We start from the raw sequence: 17,437 nt of genomic DNA on the forward strand, positions 1-17,437 counted from the left end.
AACAAAGTAAATCATTATTGAAATTTAAACCCTATACAAACATAGGATGACAAAATAACCAAAACACAATGCTTTCTGCTTGTCATCCTATGTTTGATCTGGAATCCATTATGGAAGTAAAGGGGTATTTTGCTTTTACAGATATTTAATCCTCAAAAAGATACAGGGGTAACTTAATGACATTGTCCGGATCATGCAATATAACTTGGTTATGAGACTTTTAGACATCATAAATACAATGATTTTCTTAGTTTTAGCATAGTAGTTTACCGTGAGTTTATCGAAGGGCTATGGTTATCAATTAAAAAATCAAGTGTAACGGTTATATTATACCATTTATCATTTGCAGTAGATTAAAGGTGTTATAGATTTTCTATTGCATAATCCCGGGCTTGACAACAAAAAATCCCTGTTAATAGAGCTATTAACAGGGATATATATAATGATAATTATTTAGAATAATTAGTCTGCCAGAATAATTACTTTATTATCTTTCATTTCGATAGTTCCTGAAGAAATAGAAAGTAGTGTTGATCCATTTTCCCCTTTGGTAAATTTATCGTTTACTTCTTCCTCTATATTCATGTCTCCGTATATTTTAACATTTCCTTTTCCTAATAAAGAAATTATCGGTGCATGGTTATCTAACATCTGGAATTCTCCATTTACTCCAGGCACTGCAACTGAGGTTACTTCTCCGCTAAATAATACGGCTTCTGGAGTTACTATTTCTAAATACATATTTTTTAAGTATTAAGTATTGAGCAATTAGCACTTAGGTAATAAATAAGAGAGAAACCAATCTTATTTATTACCTAACCTCTCGCTACTATTTTTATGCTTCTGCTAACAATTTCTCACCAGCTTCGATAGCTTCTTCAATAGTACCTTTAAGGTTAAACGCAGCTTCTGGAAGGTGATCTAATTCTCCGTTCATAATCATATTAAATCCTTTTATGGTTTCTTTAATATCTACTAATACTCCCGGTATACCTGTAAATTGTTCTGCTACATGGAATGGCTGGGACAAGAAACGTTGTACACGACGAGCACGTCCTACTGCCAGTTTATCGTCTTCAGATAATTCTTCCATACCCAGGATAGCTATAATATCCTGTAATTCTTTATAACGTTGTAACAACTCTTTTACTCGTTGTGCACAGTTGTAGTGATCGTCTCCCAGGATATCTGCAGAAAGGATTCTGGAAGTAGAATCTAATGGATCTACTGCCGGATAAATACCTAGCTCAGCAATTTTACGAGACAATACTGTAGTTGCATCTAAGTGAGCAAATGTAGTTGCTGGTGCTGGATCGGTAAGGTCATCCGCAGGTACATAAACCGCTTGTACAGATGTAATCGATCCTGTTTTTGTAGAAGTAATACGTTCTTGCATTACCCCCATTTCTGTTGCCAGAGTAGGTTGGTATCCTACGGCAGATGGCATACGCCCTAAAAGAGCCGATACCTCAGAACCTGCTTGTGTAAAACGGAAGATATTATCTACGAAGAAAAGTACATCTTTTCCTTGTCCGTCTCCAGCTCCGTCACGAAAATATTCTGCTATAGTAAGACCAGAAAGTGCTACACGTGCACGTGCTCCTGGTGGCTCATTCATCTGTCCAAATACAAAAGTAGCTTTAGAATCTTTCATTACTTCTTTATCTACTTTAGAAAGATCCCATCCCCCATTTTCCATAGAGTGCATAAAGTCATCACCATATTTGATAATTCCAGACTCTAACATCTCTCTAAGAAGATCATTACCTTCACGGGTTCTTTCTCCAACTCCTGCAAACACAGAAAGACCTCCATGCCCTTTTGCAATATTATTAATCAACTCCTGGATTAATACCGTTTTACCAACTCCGGCTCCTCCAAATAATCCAATCTTACCTCCTTTTGCATAAGGCTCAATAAGATCAATTACTTTAATACCTGTAAATAAAACTTCTGTAGAAGTTGATAAATCCTCAAATTTAGGTGCTTGACGGTGAATCGAAAGCCCGTCTTTTCCTGCTTTTGGAAGATTTCCAAGACCATCAATTGCATCCCCAATTACATTAAATAGACGTCCATATACTTCTCCTCCTATTGGCATTTGAATTGGAGCTCCTGTTGCAACAACCTCAATACCTCTGCTTAATCCATCACTGGAATCCATTGCAATAGTACGTACAGTATCTTCACCTATGTGAGATTGAACCTCTAACACTAGCTTGCTACCGTCTGTTTTGTTAATTTCTAACGAATCATAAATTTTTGGTAATTCAGTACCAGCTACGAATTCTACATCGATAACCGGACCTACAATTTGAGATACTTTACCTGTAACTTTAGACATTATATAACTATTTAATGTTTAGTATTAATTATGTTAAAAAAAACCAAGCACTCAACAGTACTGAATACTAGCTTTTTTCAGGCTGCAAATATAGTCTTTTAAAATGAAAAAAATAACTCATTTTCTTTTGTTTTTTTAAAGGGGGTATTCTCTCTTTTTTTTAGATTAAAAAATACAGCGTTTTTAAGAATATATTGTGTGTCGGTTTTTAATTCTGAAGTAATTAATTCCTGCCCAAATGTTTTTAATCCTTAAACACTTGCCTCAAAAAACAAGGTCTGTTGTGTAAACATCCCTTGTGAGTTTGCTTTGGGTGTTGATTTTTTATCCATAAATATTTTCCTTATTTTTATATAAATCTAAAATATAAATGGAAACTTATGCCACTGCCTTAAGTTATGCTATCCCGGCATTTATAGTTCTAATACTTATAGAGTACTGGATAAGCAGATGGAAAAAAACACCTGTAAATGAGGGCATGGATACTATTTCGAGTATTAGTTCTGGCATCACCAATACCCTTAAAACTTTAATTGGACTTACTGTAGTTATTATTAGTTATGAGTGGATGGCAGAAAATCTGGCATTACTTAAAATTGAATCTACATTACTTGTTTATACACTAACTTTTATAGGTTTGGATTTTGCAGGATATTGGTCTCATCGCTTTAATCATACCATAAATTTATTTTGGAACAGGCATATTATTCATCATAGCAGTGAGGAGTATAATCTGGCATGTGCATTACGACAAAATGTTTCTGCAATAGTTTCTATATATTTTTTTCTTTATATACCTCTGGCATTAATTGGTATCCCTGCAAAAGTAGTTGCTTTGGTTGCCCCTGTCCATTTTTTTGCTCAATTCTGGTATCATACCAAACTAATTAATAAAATGGGGTTTTTTGAGTACATTATAGTAACTCCGTCACATCACCGGGTACATCATGCTATCAATGATGAATATGTGGATAAGAATTATTCTGAAATATTCATTTTCTGGGACAAACTTTTCGGAACTTTTCAGGAAGAAATCCCTGACAAGCCCCCCGTGTATGGGGTAAAAAAACCTGTAGATACCTGGAATCCTTTCTTAATTAATTATATGCACCTATGGGAACTGTTAAAAGATGCCTGGAGAACCAACAACCGGGCAGATAAAATAAGAATATGGTTTATGCCAACGGGTTGGCGCCCCAAGGATGTAAAAGAAAAATATCCCGTACAGATCATTACCAATCCTTATACCCGAAAAAAATATAAAACAGATAGTTCACTACTGTTCAAACTATGGTCCTGGGCACAATTGGTTATTACCATTTTATTAATGTATCATTTGCTTATTAGTATAGGAAACCTGAAGTTCGCCCAGATTATACAATATGCTGCCTTTTTGGCTATCTCGATATTTGCGTACACTTCTCTTATGGATCGCCACTTGATTTCTTTATTTGCCGAATTTATCAAATTTGCAACAGGATTGTTTTTTATAATATACTATGGCAGTTGGTTTGCCATAGATTCTGTTTTTTATGGCGCTACATTTATAGTTTCAGCATACATTATTCTATCTTTTTTACTTTCGTTTTATTTTCAGCTAATAGAAAAAAAGCATCATACACAACCTATATGATATTATTTTAATTCTTGAGGATTTGCTCTTGAATTATTGATTTTTGAAATCCAAAAAAAAGAAAAGTGACATAAAGAATCTTACAAAATATAATTTGATAGGGGTCTAAAAAATAATTTTTGATAAAAATTGATTGACCTGTTGTACTTTGATATAACGTATACAAATCCTTTCTTACTTATCTCTGGATAAGAGTTTTCAAGTTTCCTTATTTTCTTATCACAAAAAGCAATAAACCTGCTCAAAAATCGTTTTGAAATCAAAACTCCAAAAAACTTTCAATATCTTATTTTTTCTAAAAAAATACTCTTTTTTGTAAGTATCAATATCGTATAACGACATAAAAAAAACCAACGTTAAAATATAACATCTAACACAAAATTAACAATATGAAAAACGTACTTCAATGGGTCTTCATCCTTACATTATGTATAGGGTGCAAAAAGGATTCTAAACAAAAGGAAAAAGATTATATTCCTGTTTCTTCTACAGAAAACAAGGAGGATACAGTATCAGAAATTGACAAAAAAGCCCGAAAAACTTTTGGGGAACTACCCAAAGTAGCTGAAAATAAAAACAATCCTATTTCTCATGAAAAAGTAGTTCTTGGCAAAAAACTTTATTACGATAAAAGGCTTTCTAAGGATAATACACAAAGCTGTAATACTTGCCATAATTTAAAAACCTATGGTGTGGATAATTTATCATTTTCGATAGGTAATGATGGCAAACCAGGGGGGCGCAACTCTCCCACAACCCTTAATGCGGCATTACACATATCCCAATTTTGGGACGGACGCGAACCCGATGTAGAAGCACAGGCAGGAGGCCCTATATTAAACCCAATAGAAATGGCAATGCCCAGCGAAAAAGTAGTAGTGGACCGAATATCTAAAATTGACGAATACATCGAGCTTTTTGGCAAAGCGTTCCCTGAGGAAAAACAGCCTATAACATATAAAAATATAGAAAAAGCCATTGGTGCTTTTGAACGAAAACTAATTACTCCATCTAAGTTTGATACTTATATAGCAGGCGAAAATTCTGCATTAAACAAATATGAAAAAAAGGGCATGGAAACTTTTATAAGTGTTGGTTGTACTACTTGCCATTCGGGGGCATTACTGGGAGGTAATATGTATCAAAAATTTGGACTTACCGTAAATTATTGGGAGCATACAAAAAGTAAAAATATTGATAATGGTAAATTTGATCTTACCAAAAATGAGGCTGATAAATACGTGTTTAAAGTTCCCTCACTGCGCAATATTGAAAAAACAGCACCATACTTTCATGATGGTAGTGTACAAAATCTTAGAGAAGCTATTGCTATTATGGGAGAAACCCAATTGAATCAAAAATTAAGTTCACAGCAAGTAAATGAGATCCACTTGTTTTTACAAACCTTGACCGGAGAAGTCCCGGAAGAGGCTCTGGAGTAAGAACTATATGTAATAATCTATAGCCAATACTTTTTAAACCCAGATTATCCATGATCGTATTTTAGCAAGAGCAAACATATCAAAGTTCTGTTTTAGTTTACGTTTTTAAATAGCTTAAAACATTCATATTAACTACGTCTGGCCTTAATACAATTTAACTTAACCACATGGATAATCCGGGTTTATCTTTACGGTTCTTTGTTTCTTATTAAAACGAGGTTTTTTTGTGCATTATATGTACCTTTGAAACAAATTAAAAACCTCATTATGTACGAAGCTATTCAAATCGTTCACTCTTATTGGGCTTATCTTGTTGTCCTTATTGTTACCTTAGCTACTATTAATGCACTTATTGGGTTCTTTACCAAAAAAGAATATGGTCCAAAAGATTTTAGAATTTCTTTATTTGCGCTTATTGTAACACATATTCAACTTTTGATAGGTATTATTATTTTCTTTGTATCTCCCCTTGTTGTCTGGTTCTCAGGAACTCATAAAATGGGCGAAATCATGAAAGATGCTACTCTGCGATTATACAATGTAGAACATCCTATTGTAATGATTTTAACCATTGTTTTTATTACTATGGGATATTCTAAACACAAGAAAAAACTTACCTCTACACCAAAATTTAAAATACTAGCTATTTTTTATACTATTGCATGGATTCTTATGTTGTCCAGAATCCCTTGGGCAAATTGGTTTTAATACACTACAGATATGCTGTAGTCCATAAAAAAAAAGCCCTTTGGTATGCTCAAAAACTGTGCTTATCAAAGGGTTTTTATATCTATAGTTCGCATCACCCAATTCCGCAGGCTGTTAAAATCAGTTTTCTTGCTCCCCCGTAATCTCTGTGCTCGCATAAATAAATCCCTTGCCAGACTCCCATATTTAATGTCCCATTAGTAATTGGTATAAGAACCGAAGTACCCATTAACGAAGCCTTAATATGTGCCGGCATATCATCAGGTCCTTCACAAGTATGTTTATAATAAGGTGCCCCCTCTGGTACCATAGCATTAATATGGCTTTCAAAATCCTCACGCACCGTAGCATCTGCATTTTCATTTATAGTTAAACTGGCAGAAGTATGCTTAATAAACACTTGTAATTGCCCTGTTTTGATCTCTTTGATTTCAGTAATTTCTGTAACTATCTGTTTGGTAATAAGGTGAAAACCTCTGGGATAAGGAGGAAGTTGTACTTCTTTCTGAAAAAATTTCATCTGTTCTTTTTTACTTTTTAAACTATTGCACTTATTATCTCTGTCTCAATTTGTGCAATTTCCTTATAAAACATAAATTAGTTTGGCTAAATTACTCTATATATAGCATCTTAAAAATAACATTTTTACAGATTACAGGCAGGATAGTGCCAAATGGTTAAAATGAAATTCAATTAGGTTTAAAAACCTACTATAATTACAGATTCTTCAATAAAAGATAATCATTTATAGGTTTTTGCTAATTTAATACAAATTTTACAACTCTACTATATTCTATTTATGGTAACTACATACCTTTGCATCTTATAAATTATAAATCAATATGGATTTAGCTAAGGTAAAAATGGTTGCTACGGATATGGATGGCACACTTCTTAACAACAAAGGAGAAGTAAGTCAGCATTTCTTTGAGCTATTTGAGGAATTACATAGCCTTGGGGTAACTTTTGTTGCTGCTAGCGGAAGACAATATTATAGTATTATCGATAAGCTAAAACCTATTAAAGATGATATTTATGTTATTGCAGAAAACGGTGCATTAACCATGCGGCAAGGCAAAGAGTTGCAAACTACAGAGATTGATCGCCAAACATATTTGGAGTTGCTGGACATTATTAAAACACTACATGGCTCGCAAGTTGTTTTGTGCGGACGAAAACGCGGATATGTCGAGGATCATGGACAAAGTTTTATAGATATGTTCAGTGAGTTTTATGACCGTTACCAAATAGTTGAAAACCTTGCGGATATTACCGATGATCAATACCTTAAAATTGCTATTTGCAATCATAAAGGAGCAGAAAAATACCTGTATCCGGCCTTTAAGCATCTCGAAAATAATTTAAAAGTAAAAGTATCCGGCGAGATTTGGTTAGATCTTTCTCATAATCTTGCCAATAAAGGCTATGCGTTACAACAACTACAAGAAAGCTATAATATATCCCCAGAAGAAACTATGGTATTTGGAGATTATAATAATGATCTGGAAATGATGACCAGAGCCACATATAGTTTTGCAATGGAAAATGCGCATCCAAATGTTAAAGCCATTGCCAATTACACTACAAAAAGCAATAATGACAATGGTGTAGAATACATGCTTCATAAAATGATTAAGGCCAAAAAAGCTGTAATCAATATATAATACTATTTTATTGTATAGCTAAATTAATATGAAATGGCATAAAAGATTTATAAAGGAAAAAAATCGAATTTCTACTAGAAAGATTAATGTTATTTTATGTTGATTTAGCCCTGATATTAATTTGTGTATTTAACCTAGAGAATTATAATCCCTATACACTATTTTCTGTATTTATCCGTAATAGTTTCCTGCTTTACTTTATCAATGGATTAAAATATGGAGCGCAATCGAAACCTGCTTAATTAAAATAGTTCCCGACTGCGCTCTACAAACAAATTGGACTTGTATAAAACATTGTCTGTCCAATTTTTATTTTTTGCTTTAGATAAATATTTATCTACAGACCTCAGTTTAATCATTAAGTTTAAGGACTGCCATAAATGCCTCTTGAGGGATTTCTACATTCCCCACCTGTCGCATACGTTTCTTTCCTTTTTTCTGCTTTTCTAATAATTTACGCTTACGAGAAATATCCCCTCCATAACACTTGGCTGTTACATCTTTACGCAGTGCTTTTACCGTTTCACGAGCAATAAATTTAGCTCCTATTGCTGCTTGTATAGGGATATCAAACTGTTGGCGAGGGATTAGTTCTTTTAATTTTTCGCATATCCTTTTTCCTATATCATAAGCATTATCTTTATGCAATAATGCAGATAATGCATCTACAATATTACCATTAAGCAAAACATCTACTTTTACCAGCTTAGAAGCACGCATACCAATTGGTGTATAATCAAAAGATGCATATCCTTTGGACACGGTTTTTAAACGATCATAAAAATCAAAAACAATCTCTGCCAATGGCATATCAAAAGTTAATTCTACCCGCTCTGTAGTTAAATAAGTTTGATTGGTAATTTCTCCTCGTTTTTCAATACATAAAGACATTACAGAGCCTACAAAATCGGATTTGGTAATAATGGAAGCTTTGATATAAGGTTCCTCTACACGGTTCATCGAAGACGGATCTGGTAAATCTGACGGGTTATTAACAATAATTATATCATCGGGGTTTTTATTGGTAAATGCATGGTAGGATACGTTGGGTACTGTAGTAATAACGGTCATATCAAATTCGCGCTCCAAACGTTCCTGAATAATCTCCATGTGCAACATCCCCAAAAATCCACATCTAAAACCAAAACCCAAAGCCGCAGAACTTTCTGGTATAAATACCAAAGACGCATCATTAAGTTGCAGCTTTTCCATAGAACTACGAAGTTCTTCATAATCCTCGGTATCTACTGGGTAAATACCTGCAAATACCATTGGTTTTACATCTTCAAAACCACTAATTGCATTTTTTGTGGGAGTTTTTGCATCGGTAATCGTATCTCCTACTTTTACCTCTCGAGCATCTTTAATACCGGTAATAAGATATCCTACATCTCCTGCTTTGATAACCTGTTTAGGAACCTGGTTTAATTTTAAGGTACCAACCTCGTCTGCAAAATAGTTTTTTCCGGTAGCAACAAATTTAATTTGCTGTCCTTTTCTAATTTCTCCGTTTACAACTCTAAAATAGGTTTCTACCCCTCTAAAAGGGTTGTATACCGAGTCAAAAATCAATGCCTGTAGTGGTTCGTCTTCTACTCCTTTTGGGGCAGGAATACGCTCGATAACTGCGGTTAATATCTCTTCTATACCAAGCCCTGTTTTGGCACTGGCAGGAATCACATCTTCTGGATCACATCCTAACAGATCTACAATATCATCGGTTACCTCTTCTGGGTTTGCACTGGGCAAATCTACTTTATTAAGTACTGGTATAATCTCCAGATCGTTCTCTAGTGCCAGATATAAATTAGATATGGTTTGTGCTTGTATACTTTGTGCAGCATCTACGATAAGCAAAGCCCCTTCGCAAGCTGCAATAGATCTTGAAACCTCGTACGAAAAATCTACGTGCCCGGGGGTATCAATAAGGTTCAAAATATATTTTTCGCCTTTATACATATATTCCATCTGTATCGCATGGCTTTTGATAGTAATTCCACGTTCCCGTTCCAAATCCATACTATCCAAAAGTTGTGCTTGCGCTTCGCGGGCAGTTACAGAACCTGTAAAATCCAACAATCGATCTGCCAACGTACTTTTACCGTGGTCAATATGTGCTATAATACAAAAATTTCTAATGTTTTTCATGTATGGTTTCTCTTGTCTTATATACCATCTACTCTACATAATCGTTTCGTTTGGTATATTAATCCTGTTTTAAGACCTGTTTAAGGTTATTCTTCTTTTTCGAAATAATTAAGTGCGTGACCTTACATTTCATTACAGGTCGGGCTATACGCGCTACATGGTAGCTTGCTTCTATCCCTCACGCAGTGTTCACGCTCTTAATGACTTGCAAATATAATCGATTTTAGAAGGTTTATACTATCTCCTACTATATTTTTAGACCTCACATAGACTCTAAGACCTGTGAGGTCTAAAAGAATTTGTACTTTTGCCAAAAAAAGTAAATCCCGTGGCCAAAATAGGAGACATAGATGTAGGAGAATTTCCTTTATTGTTAGCACCAATGGAGGATGTAAGTGACCCACCCTTTCGCGCATTATGCAAAGAGCAAGGTGCCGATGTGGTATATACAGAGTTTATATCCAGCGAAGGACTGATTAGAGATGCCGCAAAAAGTGTGATGAAACTGGATATTTACGAAAAAGAACGTCCTGTGGGAATCCAGATTTTTGGTGCCAATCTGGATTCGATGTTAAAATCTGTAGAGATTGTAGAGGCATCAGGACCGGATATTATTGATATTAATTTTGGATGTCCTGTAAAAAAAGTGGTAAGCAAAGGTGCCGGAGCGGGAATACTTAAAGATATAGATCTTATGGTATCACTTACCGAAGCAATGGTAAAACATACCAAATTGCCAATAACGGTAAAAACCAGATTGGGTTGGGACCATGATTCTATAAAAATTGTAGAGGTAGCAGAACGATTACAGGATGCAGGAGCAAAAGCAATTGCCATACATGGTCGTACCAGAGCACAGATGTACAAAGGTAATGCCGATTGGCGACCAATTAGTGATGTAAAAAACAACCCAAGAATGCATATTCCTATATTTGGCAATGGCGATGTGGATACTCCGGAACGCGCTATGGAAATGAAGGAACAATATGGTTTGGATGGCGCTATGATTGGCAGGGCAAGTATTGGTTATCCTTGGTTCTTTAAAGAAGTTAAGCACTACTTTAAAACAGGTGAGCATTTACCTCCTCCTACTATCGAAGAGCGGGTTTATGCAGCACGCAGGCATTTGCAAATGGCAATAGACTGGAAAGGAGAAAAACTAGGGGTTTTTGAAACCCGAAGACATTATACCAATTACTTTAAAGGCATTCCCCATTTTAAAGATTATCGAACCAAAATGGTAACCAGCGATCTGCCCGAAGATGTATTTGCTGCTTTTAACGAAGTAGAATCTGCGTTTAAAGGGTTTGAATTTGTCTAAAAACGTTGCTCTTTGAGTTTCCTTTCCCTGAGTGCTTTACTATTTTGCCCTTCGAGCCACCTCAGGGCACTATTGGTTTTTGTCATTCCGTTGAAATGCTGCCCTTCGAGTCACCTCAGGGCACTATTGGTTTTTGTCATTCCGTTGAAAAACGGAATCTATTTTAGGTTACAAAATGTAAAACCAGAAAATATAACATAATAAAGTTAAATGTTTACTTGCCCTTCGAGTTACCTCAGGGCACTATTGGTTTTTGTCGTTCCGTTGAAAAACGGAATCTATTTTAGGTTACAAAATGTAAAACCAGAAAATATAACATAATAAAGTTAAATGTTTACTTGCCCTTCGAGTCACCTCAGAGCACTATTTTTTTTGTCATTCCGTTGAAATGCTGCCCTTCGAGCCACCTCAGGGCACTATTTTTTTGTCATTCCGTTGAAATGCTGCCCTTCGAGTTACCTCAGGGCACTATTTTTTTTGTCATTCCGTTGAAAAACGGAATCCATTTTAGGTTACAAAATGTAAAACCAAAAAATGTAACATAATAAAGTTAAATGTTTACTTGCCCTTCGAGTTACCTCAGGGCACTATTGGTTTTTGTCATTCCGTTGAAATGCTGCCCTTCGAGTCACCTCAGGGCACTATTGGTTTTTGTCATTCCGTTGAAAAACGGAATCCATTTTAGGACACAAAATGTAAAACCAAAAAATGTAACATAATAAAGTTAAATGTTTACTTGCCCTTCGAGTCACCTCAGGGCACTATTGGTTTTTGTCATTCCGTTGAAATGCTGCCCTTCGAGCCACCTCAGGGCACTATTTTTTTTGTCATTCCGTTGAAAAACGGAATCTATTTTAGGACACAAAATGTAAAACCAGAAAATATAACATAATAAAGTTAAAAGCTTTCTAGTGTTTTATTTTGCGTTAGGGATAGTAGTGGTTACCCCGCAGAGAAGTTGCTATCCTGAAGCCTTTGTTATTTTGCCCTTCGAGGTTGCCTCAGGTCATTTGTTATCCTTAGCCTTTCGGCAAGATCAGAATAAGCTTGGCGAGGGAGCAACGTATCGAGGAGTAAAAACGGATAGCCCGCCCGAACGCCCAAAATACATATAAAATTAACTTACCAATTTTTGATTGATCCTGCTGGATGCTAATAATGAAGCTATAAATCCTATTAAGGTAATTGTAAAAAACACAACGACAAAACTCATAACGGTTATGCGAGTCGGGTATGGTAGTGATGGGGTGATCATTAATAGCTCAAATTGTTGCTGCAACACAATGAGTATAAATCCTAAAAGTAATCCTAGTAAAGCTCCTAAGACTGTCATAAGAGAACCTTGAAACAAAAATATTTTTCTAATATTTACCAGGGATGCCCCAATATTGTATAGTGTTTTTACATTACTTCTTTTATCGATAATCATCATTATAATAGCTCCTGCAACGTTAAACAATGCAATAACGGCAATTAGGGTAATTACCAGATAAGATACCAAATTTTCGGTATTTAGCATCTTATACAAGGTATCGTTAAGCTGCATCCTGTTTTTTACAACCACCTTATTCTCAAAAATAGATTGTAGGTTTTGTCTGATATCTTCTTCATTTGCTTGTGAAGATAATTTAAGTTCGATATGGGTTACTTTATCTTCTGGCAACTCCAGCAGCTTGCGAACCATATCTGTAGTAGCAAAAATATATTTTTTATCCAGCTCCTCGTTTACACTATAAATACCAATGGTTACTGCTTTTTCTGAACTAAATGCTTTAGATGGATCGCTAGGGATACCTTTTCCGGGTTTAGGAACGTAGATACTAAGCAAATTGGTATAGGTTTGCTCTGGCACCATACTAAGCTCTCTACTAATACTATTGCCTGCAACTACCTGAAAATCGTTATTGGTCAACCACTCGCCATATATTATAATACTATCGGTATAGATAACCTTAGGATAATTGGCATCTACTCCTTTTATAAAGGTAGTTTTTTGCTTATCCCTGTATTCTAAAAAAACCCGTTCTTCTACAATTTCAGAAAAATGGGCAACACCATCCAGCTTAGCAAGTTTTTCTTTTTGGGTTTTGGTAAACGTAAATGTTTTTCCGCTTTCTGGAAAAATCTTTAGATCGGGATCAAAATAGGTAGAAAACTGAAGGCTAAAATCTTTAAGCCCTGCAAATCCCGAAAGCACCAAAAACAAAGCCATTGCTCCTATTACTACCCCTGTAGCTGCAATAATAGTAATGATATTAATGGCATTACTGCTACCGGGCGAAAATAGATATCGCTTTGCTATGTAGTACGAAAAATTCACTTCTTTTTACGTCTTTCCAGAAGGTCGGGATTATTTATAGGATCCTCTTTACCTTTTACTGCTTCTTCTATATTAGAAATATACTCTAAAGAATCGTCTATAAAATACGATAGCTCTGGCATACGGCGTAACTGGTGTTTAGTGCGCTGCGCTACTTTATGTTTTATTTGCGATTTTACTACATTTACTTCTTTTAATACCTTTTCCCCTTCCTGATGCGGAAAAATACTCATATACACTTTTGCTATAGATAGGTCTGTAGTTACAGTTACTTTGGTTACAGAAACCAATATTCCTTGCACTCCTGCTTCTCGCAATGCACTTTGTATTACATCTGCTACATCTTGCTGCAATACTCCTGCAATTTTTTTCTGTCTGTTTGTTTCCATGGTACAAAAATACATATTAAAATCATTAAGACATAGAGCAGTTTTGCTTTTAAAGACTTAGATTATATGATTTGTTGTTTGCTTTTTGTTGTGAGTGTTAGAAATGACGCAGATTAAACTGTTTCAAAAAGAAGGTAAGCGTTGTATAGATTTTCAATTATATAAATAGGATTCGATTTATATTTTAACTCGCTTTGAGTTATTATAACTAAATAATAAGTCCAGGCATTTGTTATTTTATGTGATTTTTGCTCAAGATGTTTTTTTTAAAATTGATTTCTCAGCACTTAAAATGAATGAAAACGTTAAATATTCGCCAAAATTACTAAAAAGCATAGGGTAACCGTAATTATATTACGTTATATACGTACAAATACATTAAAAACGGAAATACAAATTTGTAGAAATAATATAACAGTACAATTGAAACTGTCATGATTAGTATAAGTTGAGTTTGTGTAATACAATTATGTTTCAATTTAGACTCCCGGGAGTAGTTAACCCGGGAGTTGTTTTTTTATAAGAAATTCTCATCCGTAAATCGTATAATTGTATTTTTACCGGGTACGTTATAAACAGTAAAAATGAATCCTATCAAGAAAATAGAACACTTGGGCATTGCTGTAAAAGATATAGAGCAAGCAAATAGATTATATGAAAAACTTTTGGGAGTCCCTCCATATAAACAAGAGGCTGTGGAAAGTGAAGCTGTACTTACTTCTTTTTTTAAGGTAGGGGATAGTAAGATAGAATTATTGGCAAGTACCAATGAGGATGGTCCTATTGGAAAATTTATAGCAAAAAAGGGAGAGGGTATACACCATATTGCTTTTGATGTAGAAAATATCGAACTAGAATTAGATCGATTAGAGAAAGAAGGCTTTCAATTAATCAACAAAACCCCTAAATCTGGTGCCGATAACAAATTAGTTGCTTTTTTACATCCAAAAAGTACCAATGGGGTTTTGATAGAATTATGTCAGGAAAAACCTGTAAATCAAGGAGAAAACTAAAATTTACACCTCTTTTTAATTGCTATTATAAAAAAGGTGTTTAAAATTATATAAAAATGTTTGGTGCGTTTATATCAAATGTTTAAATTTGCGCTCCGTTTTAGGTCCCATAGCTCAGCTGGTTAGAGCACCTGACTCATAATCAGGGGGTCCTTGGTTCGAGCCCAAGTGGGACCACCTTTAAATAAAAGGCTTCGCAGAGTTTTATCTCGTGAAGCCTTTTTTAATGTGCATACGATTTGCATACATTCGTTCTCAATATTGCAAGCTAATTTAGGATCTTAAAACTTATAAATAACAGGAAAAACAGTACCACTACTACTGCTCGAGCAACCCAAATTCTCGTCCTCTTTGTGTAAGATTACCGACTAAATCCTCATAACGAGAGGACATATTTTCTCTTTCCATTAGTTCTACAGCTTGGTAAAAATGATTTTCGAGAGAAATTTCATAGGATTCATCACTGTATCCAAAGTCCTCCATCATAGTAATGCAGCAATCCGTATAACGAAGATTTAGTTCTATGGTAAGTTCTGGAATTTTCATTTTTTGTAAGGTTCGGATTAACTTTCGGGCTTCTTTTTCGTTAGTTACCATATTTCGCCCTCTGGGATATACGTATTTTTCAATTTCTGTTTTCTGTTTTTCGATCAACAATTGTACATCTCCTGTAGCATAAATATCCAAATAATCTTTGGCAGCAGGTACATTTTTGTATAGTTCTGAAAGCAATTTTATCAACTGTTTTTGATCTTGTTGTATTAGCTGTTCTTTAAGTTCTTTAAGTCCCATAAATAATCTATTTACCCCCAAAAGCATCCGTGAGTATCCTCCTCAATTATGGATAGAAAATCCTGAATAGTGGTAACCTCAGATTGTGGCTCATAAGATTGCCATTTTCCACTGGCACGTTTCCAATATATTTTCCATAGTTTTTGGGACTTGATATAGGTTGCTTTGGCAATAGGGTATTTATGGATAATAGAGGGATCATCCCATTGTGGTCGGATTTCTAATATTTCTACAGATCTGCCATCATAGTTATATCCTATATCTAGTTGCTCTCTAATTTCTTCTGTTGGTCGTTTACTTTCTACAAATGTTTTTATCTGCTGTTCTATAAAATCAATAACCATCATTTTTCTTTTTATATATGTTCTAAATCCACCCCAATCGTTTCATTTCCCAAAAGCATTTCTCTGTTGCCATGATATCTGCGGATGCATCGTGAGCTCCTTCAAAATCTTCTCCAAATAGTTTGATATGTAATTCTGATAGTGTCGGCCATTTATAACCATAATGACCCGGTATCTTGCAGTAATTGGTAGAGGCTTTCATGGTGCACAACTTTCTTTTTGACTTAAAATTACTGTTTACTTTTTTTCGTAATAATTCTGCTCCTAGAATTTTTTCATCAAAACTAATATTATGCGCTATAATATAATCTGATTGTGCTACTAAATCATTAAATTGTTGCAATACATTTTCTAACAACTCTCCTTCTGCTATGGCCTTTTCTGTAGAGATTCCATGAATATTGGAAGCTGCTTTGGGGATTATAAAATTTTCTGGCTTGATAATAAAATCATCGGATGCTAATCGACTACCTTTTTCATCACAGAAAATCCAAGCTATTTGAATCATTCTAGGCCAATTGTTTAGGTTGGTAACTGGTGCTTTCCAATTCTTAGGTAGCCCTGTGGTTTCTGTGTCAAAGAATAGGTACATTTTTTAAGAATTACAGTTTAAAATATAATGGTTATTTGTAAAAATACAAATATTATAAACATAATTTGTAGCAAAAGCTAAAGAGCCTCAAGTCTATCAGGAATGATAGTTGCCTTAACCTCACCCAAAAGGGTTTGGGAGATAACAGAGAGAGCGGGGTGCATATATAAAACCAAAAAAGAGAATACATACGCATCATGTATTCTCTTTTTATAATATCTTGATAAGATTTGATATATCAAAAGGCAATTGCCCTTCCAAGGACCTCTCCTTTTTCAAAAAACAGAATTGCTGTTACCATAACTCCTATAAAAATAGCAACTATAAGCCAGATTGTTTTTTTGTTTTTCAAATTAAATATTTTCATAATTAGTAGTATTAAATTTTTACATTCTGGCGTAGGCTCTACCTAACTCCCAACCTATGTAAAATAATCCCATGGCTACTGCTAATACAAATAAAACTATATCAGTATCCTTAGCCGCATTGATTTTGGCTGCCAATTTGTTCATTATTATATTCTTCATAATTTATTTTTTTATGTAATGGTGTAAAAATAGGGAAAATATCTTACTGGAGAATCCTCTCGACTCCCAGCTGCGCAAAGTCTCCCGGCTTTGAGTGTTTTATTTTATGTTTAGTTTTCGGTATTTACTACTACCTATTTTGTTATCTTTTAATTATCGTTTTTAATTATTCCGCGAAGTCAGGAGACTTTGCGGAGCGG

17 protein-coding genes and 1 tRNA gene are annotated in these 17,437 nt (G+C 34.6%); 7 read left to right on the forward strand and 11 right to left on the reverse strand.

What is annotated here, in order from left to right:
* Positions 1–462 precede the first annotated feature (462 nt).
* Both ACZIYX_RS03245 and atpD read right to left on the reverse strand, forming a co-directional pair.
* Positions 463–741 (reverse strand): F0F1 ATP synthase subunit epsilon, encoded by a 279-nt coding sequence (locus ACZIYX_RS03245; protein ID WP_462680761.1) that lies wholly within the window; start codon positions 739–741, stop codon positions 463–465.
* Between the two features lie 94 nt (positions 742–835).
* Entirely contained in the window at positions 836–2,344 is a 1,509-nt protein-coding gene (gene atpD / locus ACZIYX_RS03250) for a F0F1 ATP synthase subunit beta (RefSeq protein WP_462680762.1), read from the reverse strand.
* 370 nt (positions 2,345–2,714) lie between these two features.
* Here atpD and ACZIYX_RS03255 point away from each other — a divergent pair, with 370 nt between their 5' ends.
* The 3 genes from ACZIYX_RS03255 (at position 2,715) to ACZIYX_RS03265 (ending at position 6,127) form a co-directional block, all read left to right on the forward strand.
* Positions 2,715–3,977: a sterol desaturase family protein gene (locus tag ACZIYX_RS03255; RefSeq protein ID WP_462680763.1), complete on the forward strand. Its 1,263-nt coding sequence runs from the start codon at positions 2,715–2,717 to the stop codon at positions 3,975–3,977.
* Between the two features lie 389 nt (positions 3,978–4,366).
* The gene (locus ACZIYX_RS03260; protein ID WP_462680764.1) at positions 4,367–5,419 is read left to right on the forward strand and encodes a cytochrome-c peroxidase; all 1,053 of its coding nucleotides are present in this window, start codon (positions 4,367–4,369) and stop codon (positions 5,417–5,419) included.
* A 267-nt stretch (positions 5,420–5,686) separates the two neighbouring features.
* Positions 5,687–6,127 (forward strand): hypothetical protein, encoded by a 441-nt coding sequence (locus ACZIYX_RS03265; RefSeq protein WP_462680765.1) that lies wholly within the window; start codon positions 5,687–5,689, stop codon positions 6,125–6,127.
* 94 nt (positions 6,128–6,221) lie between these two features.
* Here ACZIYX_RS03265 and ACZIYX_RS03270 read toward each other — a convergent pair whose 3' ends face one another.
* Positions 6,222–6,647 carry a secondary thiamine-phosphate synthase enzyme YjbQ gene (locus ACZIYX_RS03270; RefSeq protein ID WP_462680766.1) on the reverse strand — a complete coding sequence of 142 codons (426 nt, stop codon included), beginning with the start codon at positions 6,645–6,647 and terminating at the stop codon, positions 6,222–6,224.
* A gap of 322 nt (positions 6,648–6,969) precedes the next feature.
* Between ACZIYX_RS03270 and ACZIYX_RS03275 the strand changes: the two genes are divergently transcribed.
* A complete protein-coding gene (locus tag ACZIYX_RS03275; protein WP_462680767.1) occupies positions 6,970–7,791 on the forward strand; it encodes an HAD family hydrolase in 822 nt (273 codons plus the stop codon).
* A gap of 351 nt (positions 7,792–8,142) precedes the next feature.
* On the opposite strand, the gene lepA is transcribed toward ACZIYX_RS03275, so the two are convergent.
* Positions 8,143–9,939 (reverse strand): translation elongation factor 4, encoded by a 1,797-nt coding sequence (gene lepA / locus ACZIYX_RS03280; RefSeq protein ID WP_462680768.1) that lies wholly within the window; start codon positions 9,937–9,939, stop codon positions 8,143–8,145.
* A gap of 328 nt (positions 9,940–10,267) precedes the next feature.
* Between lepA and dusB the strand changes: the two genes are divergently transcribed.
* Complete coding sequence (dusB, locus tag ACZIYX_RS03285; RefSeq protein ID WP_462680883.1) at positions 10,268–11,260, forward strand: tRNA dihydrouridine synthase DusB; 993 nt, start codon at positions 10,268–10,270, stop codon at positions 11,258–11,260.
* A 1,117-nt stretch (positions 11,261–12,377) separates the two neighbouring features.
* On the opposite strand, the gene ACZIYX_RS03290 is transcribed toward dusB, so the two are convergent.
* Both ACZIYX_RS03290 and rbfA read right to left on the reverse strand, forming a co-directional pair.
* Positions 12,378–13,580, reverse strand: a complete 1,203-nt coding sequence (locus tag ACZIYX_RS03290; protein WP_462680769.1) for an ABC transporter permease — start codon at positions 13,578–13,580, stop codon at positions 12,378–12,380.
* Positions 13,577–13,969, reverse strand: coding sequence for a 30S ribosome-binding factor RbfA (rbfA, locus tag ACZIYX_RS03295; protein ID WP_462680770.1), 393 nt, complete (start codon positions 13,967–13,969; stop codon positions 13,577–13,579). The genes ACZIYX_RS03290 and rbfA overlap by 4 nt, the downstream gene beginning before the upstream one ends.
* A gap of 593 nt (positions 13,970–14,562) precedes the next feature.
* On the opposite strand from rbfA, the gene mce reads away from it, so the two are divergent.
* Both mce and ACZIYX_RS03305 read left to right on the forward strand, forming a co-directional pair.
* Positions 14,563–14,982, forward strand: coding sequence for a methylmalonyl-CoA epimerase (gene mce, locus ACZIYX_RS03300; RefSeq protein WP_462680884.1), 420 nt, complete (start codon positions 14,563–14,565; stop codon positions 14,980–14,982).
* A gap of 103 nt (positions 14,983–15,085) precedes the next feature.
* Positions 15,086–15,159: transfer RNA gene (locus ACZIYX_RS03305), tRNA-Ile, on the forward strand.
* Positions 15,160–15,300: 141 nt separating this feature from the next.
* On the opposite strand, the gene ACZIYX_RS03310 is transcribed toward ACZIYX_RS03305, so the two are convergent.
* The 5 genes from ACZIYX_RS03310 to ACZIYX_RS03330 all read right to left on the reverse strand — a co-directional run bounded on the left by ACZIYX_RS03310 (position 15,301) and on the right by ACZIYX_RS03330 (position 17,222).
* Positions 15,301–15,774, reverse strand: a complete 474-nt coding sequence (locus ACZIYX_RS03310; RefSeq protein ID WP_462680771.1) for a DUF6155 family protein — start codon at positions 15,772–15,774, stop codon at positions 15,301–15,303.
* Positions 15,775–15,785: 11 nt separating this feature from the next.
* Positions 15,786–16,121 (reverse strand): DUF3024 domain-containing protein, encoded by a 336-nt coding sequence (locus ACZIYX_RS03315; protein WP_462680772.1) that lies wholly within the window; start codon positions 16,119–16,121, stop codon positions 15,786–15,788.
* A gap of 19 nt (positions 16,122–16,140) precedes the next feature.
* Positions 16,141–16,710, reverse strand: coding sequence for a 3'-5' exonuclease (locus ACZIYX_RS03320; RefSeq protein ID WP_462680773.1), 570 nt, complete (start codon positions 16,708–16,710; stop codon positions 16,141–16,143).
* Between the two features lie 238 nt (positions 16,711–16,948).
* The gene (locus tag ACZIYX_RS03325) at positions 16,949–17,077 is read right to left on the reverse strand and encodes a hypothetical protein (protein ID WP_462680774.1); all 129 of its coding nucleotides are present in this window, start codon (positions 17,075–17,077) and stop codon (positions 16,949–16,951) included.
* A 19-nt stretch (positions 17,078–17,096) separates the two neighbouring features.
* A complete protein-coding gene (locus ACZIYX_RS03330) occupies positions 17,097–17,222 on the reverse strand; it encodes a hypothetical protein (protein WP_462680775.1) in 126 nt (41 codons plus the stop codon).
* Between the last annotated feature and the right edge of the window lie 215 nt (positions 17,223–17,437).

Source organism: Aquimarina sp., from assembly GCF_977115655.1.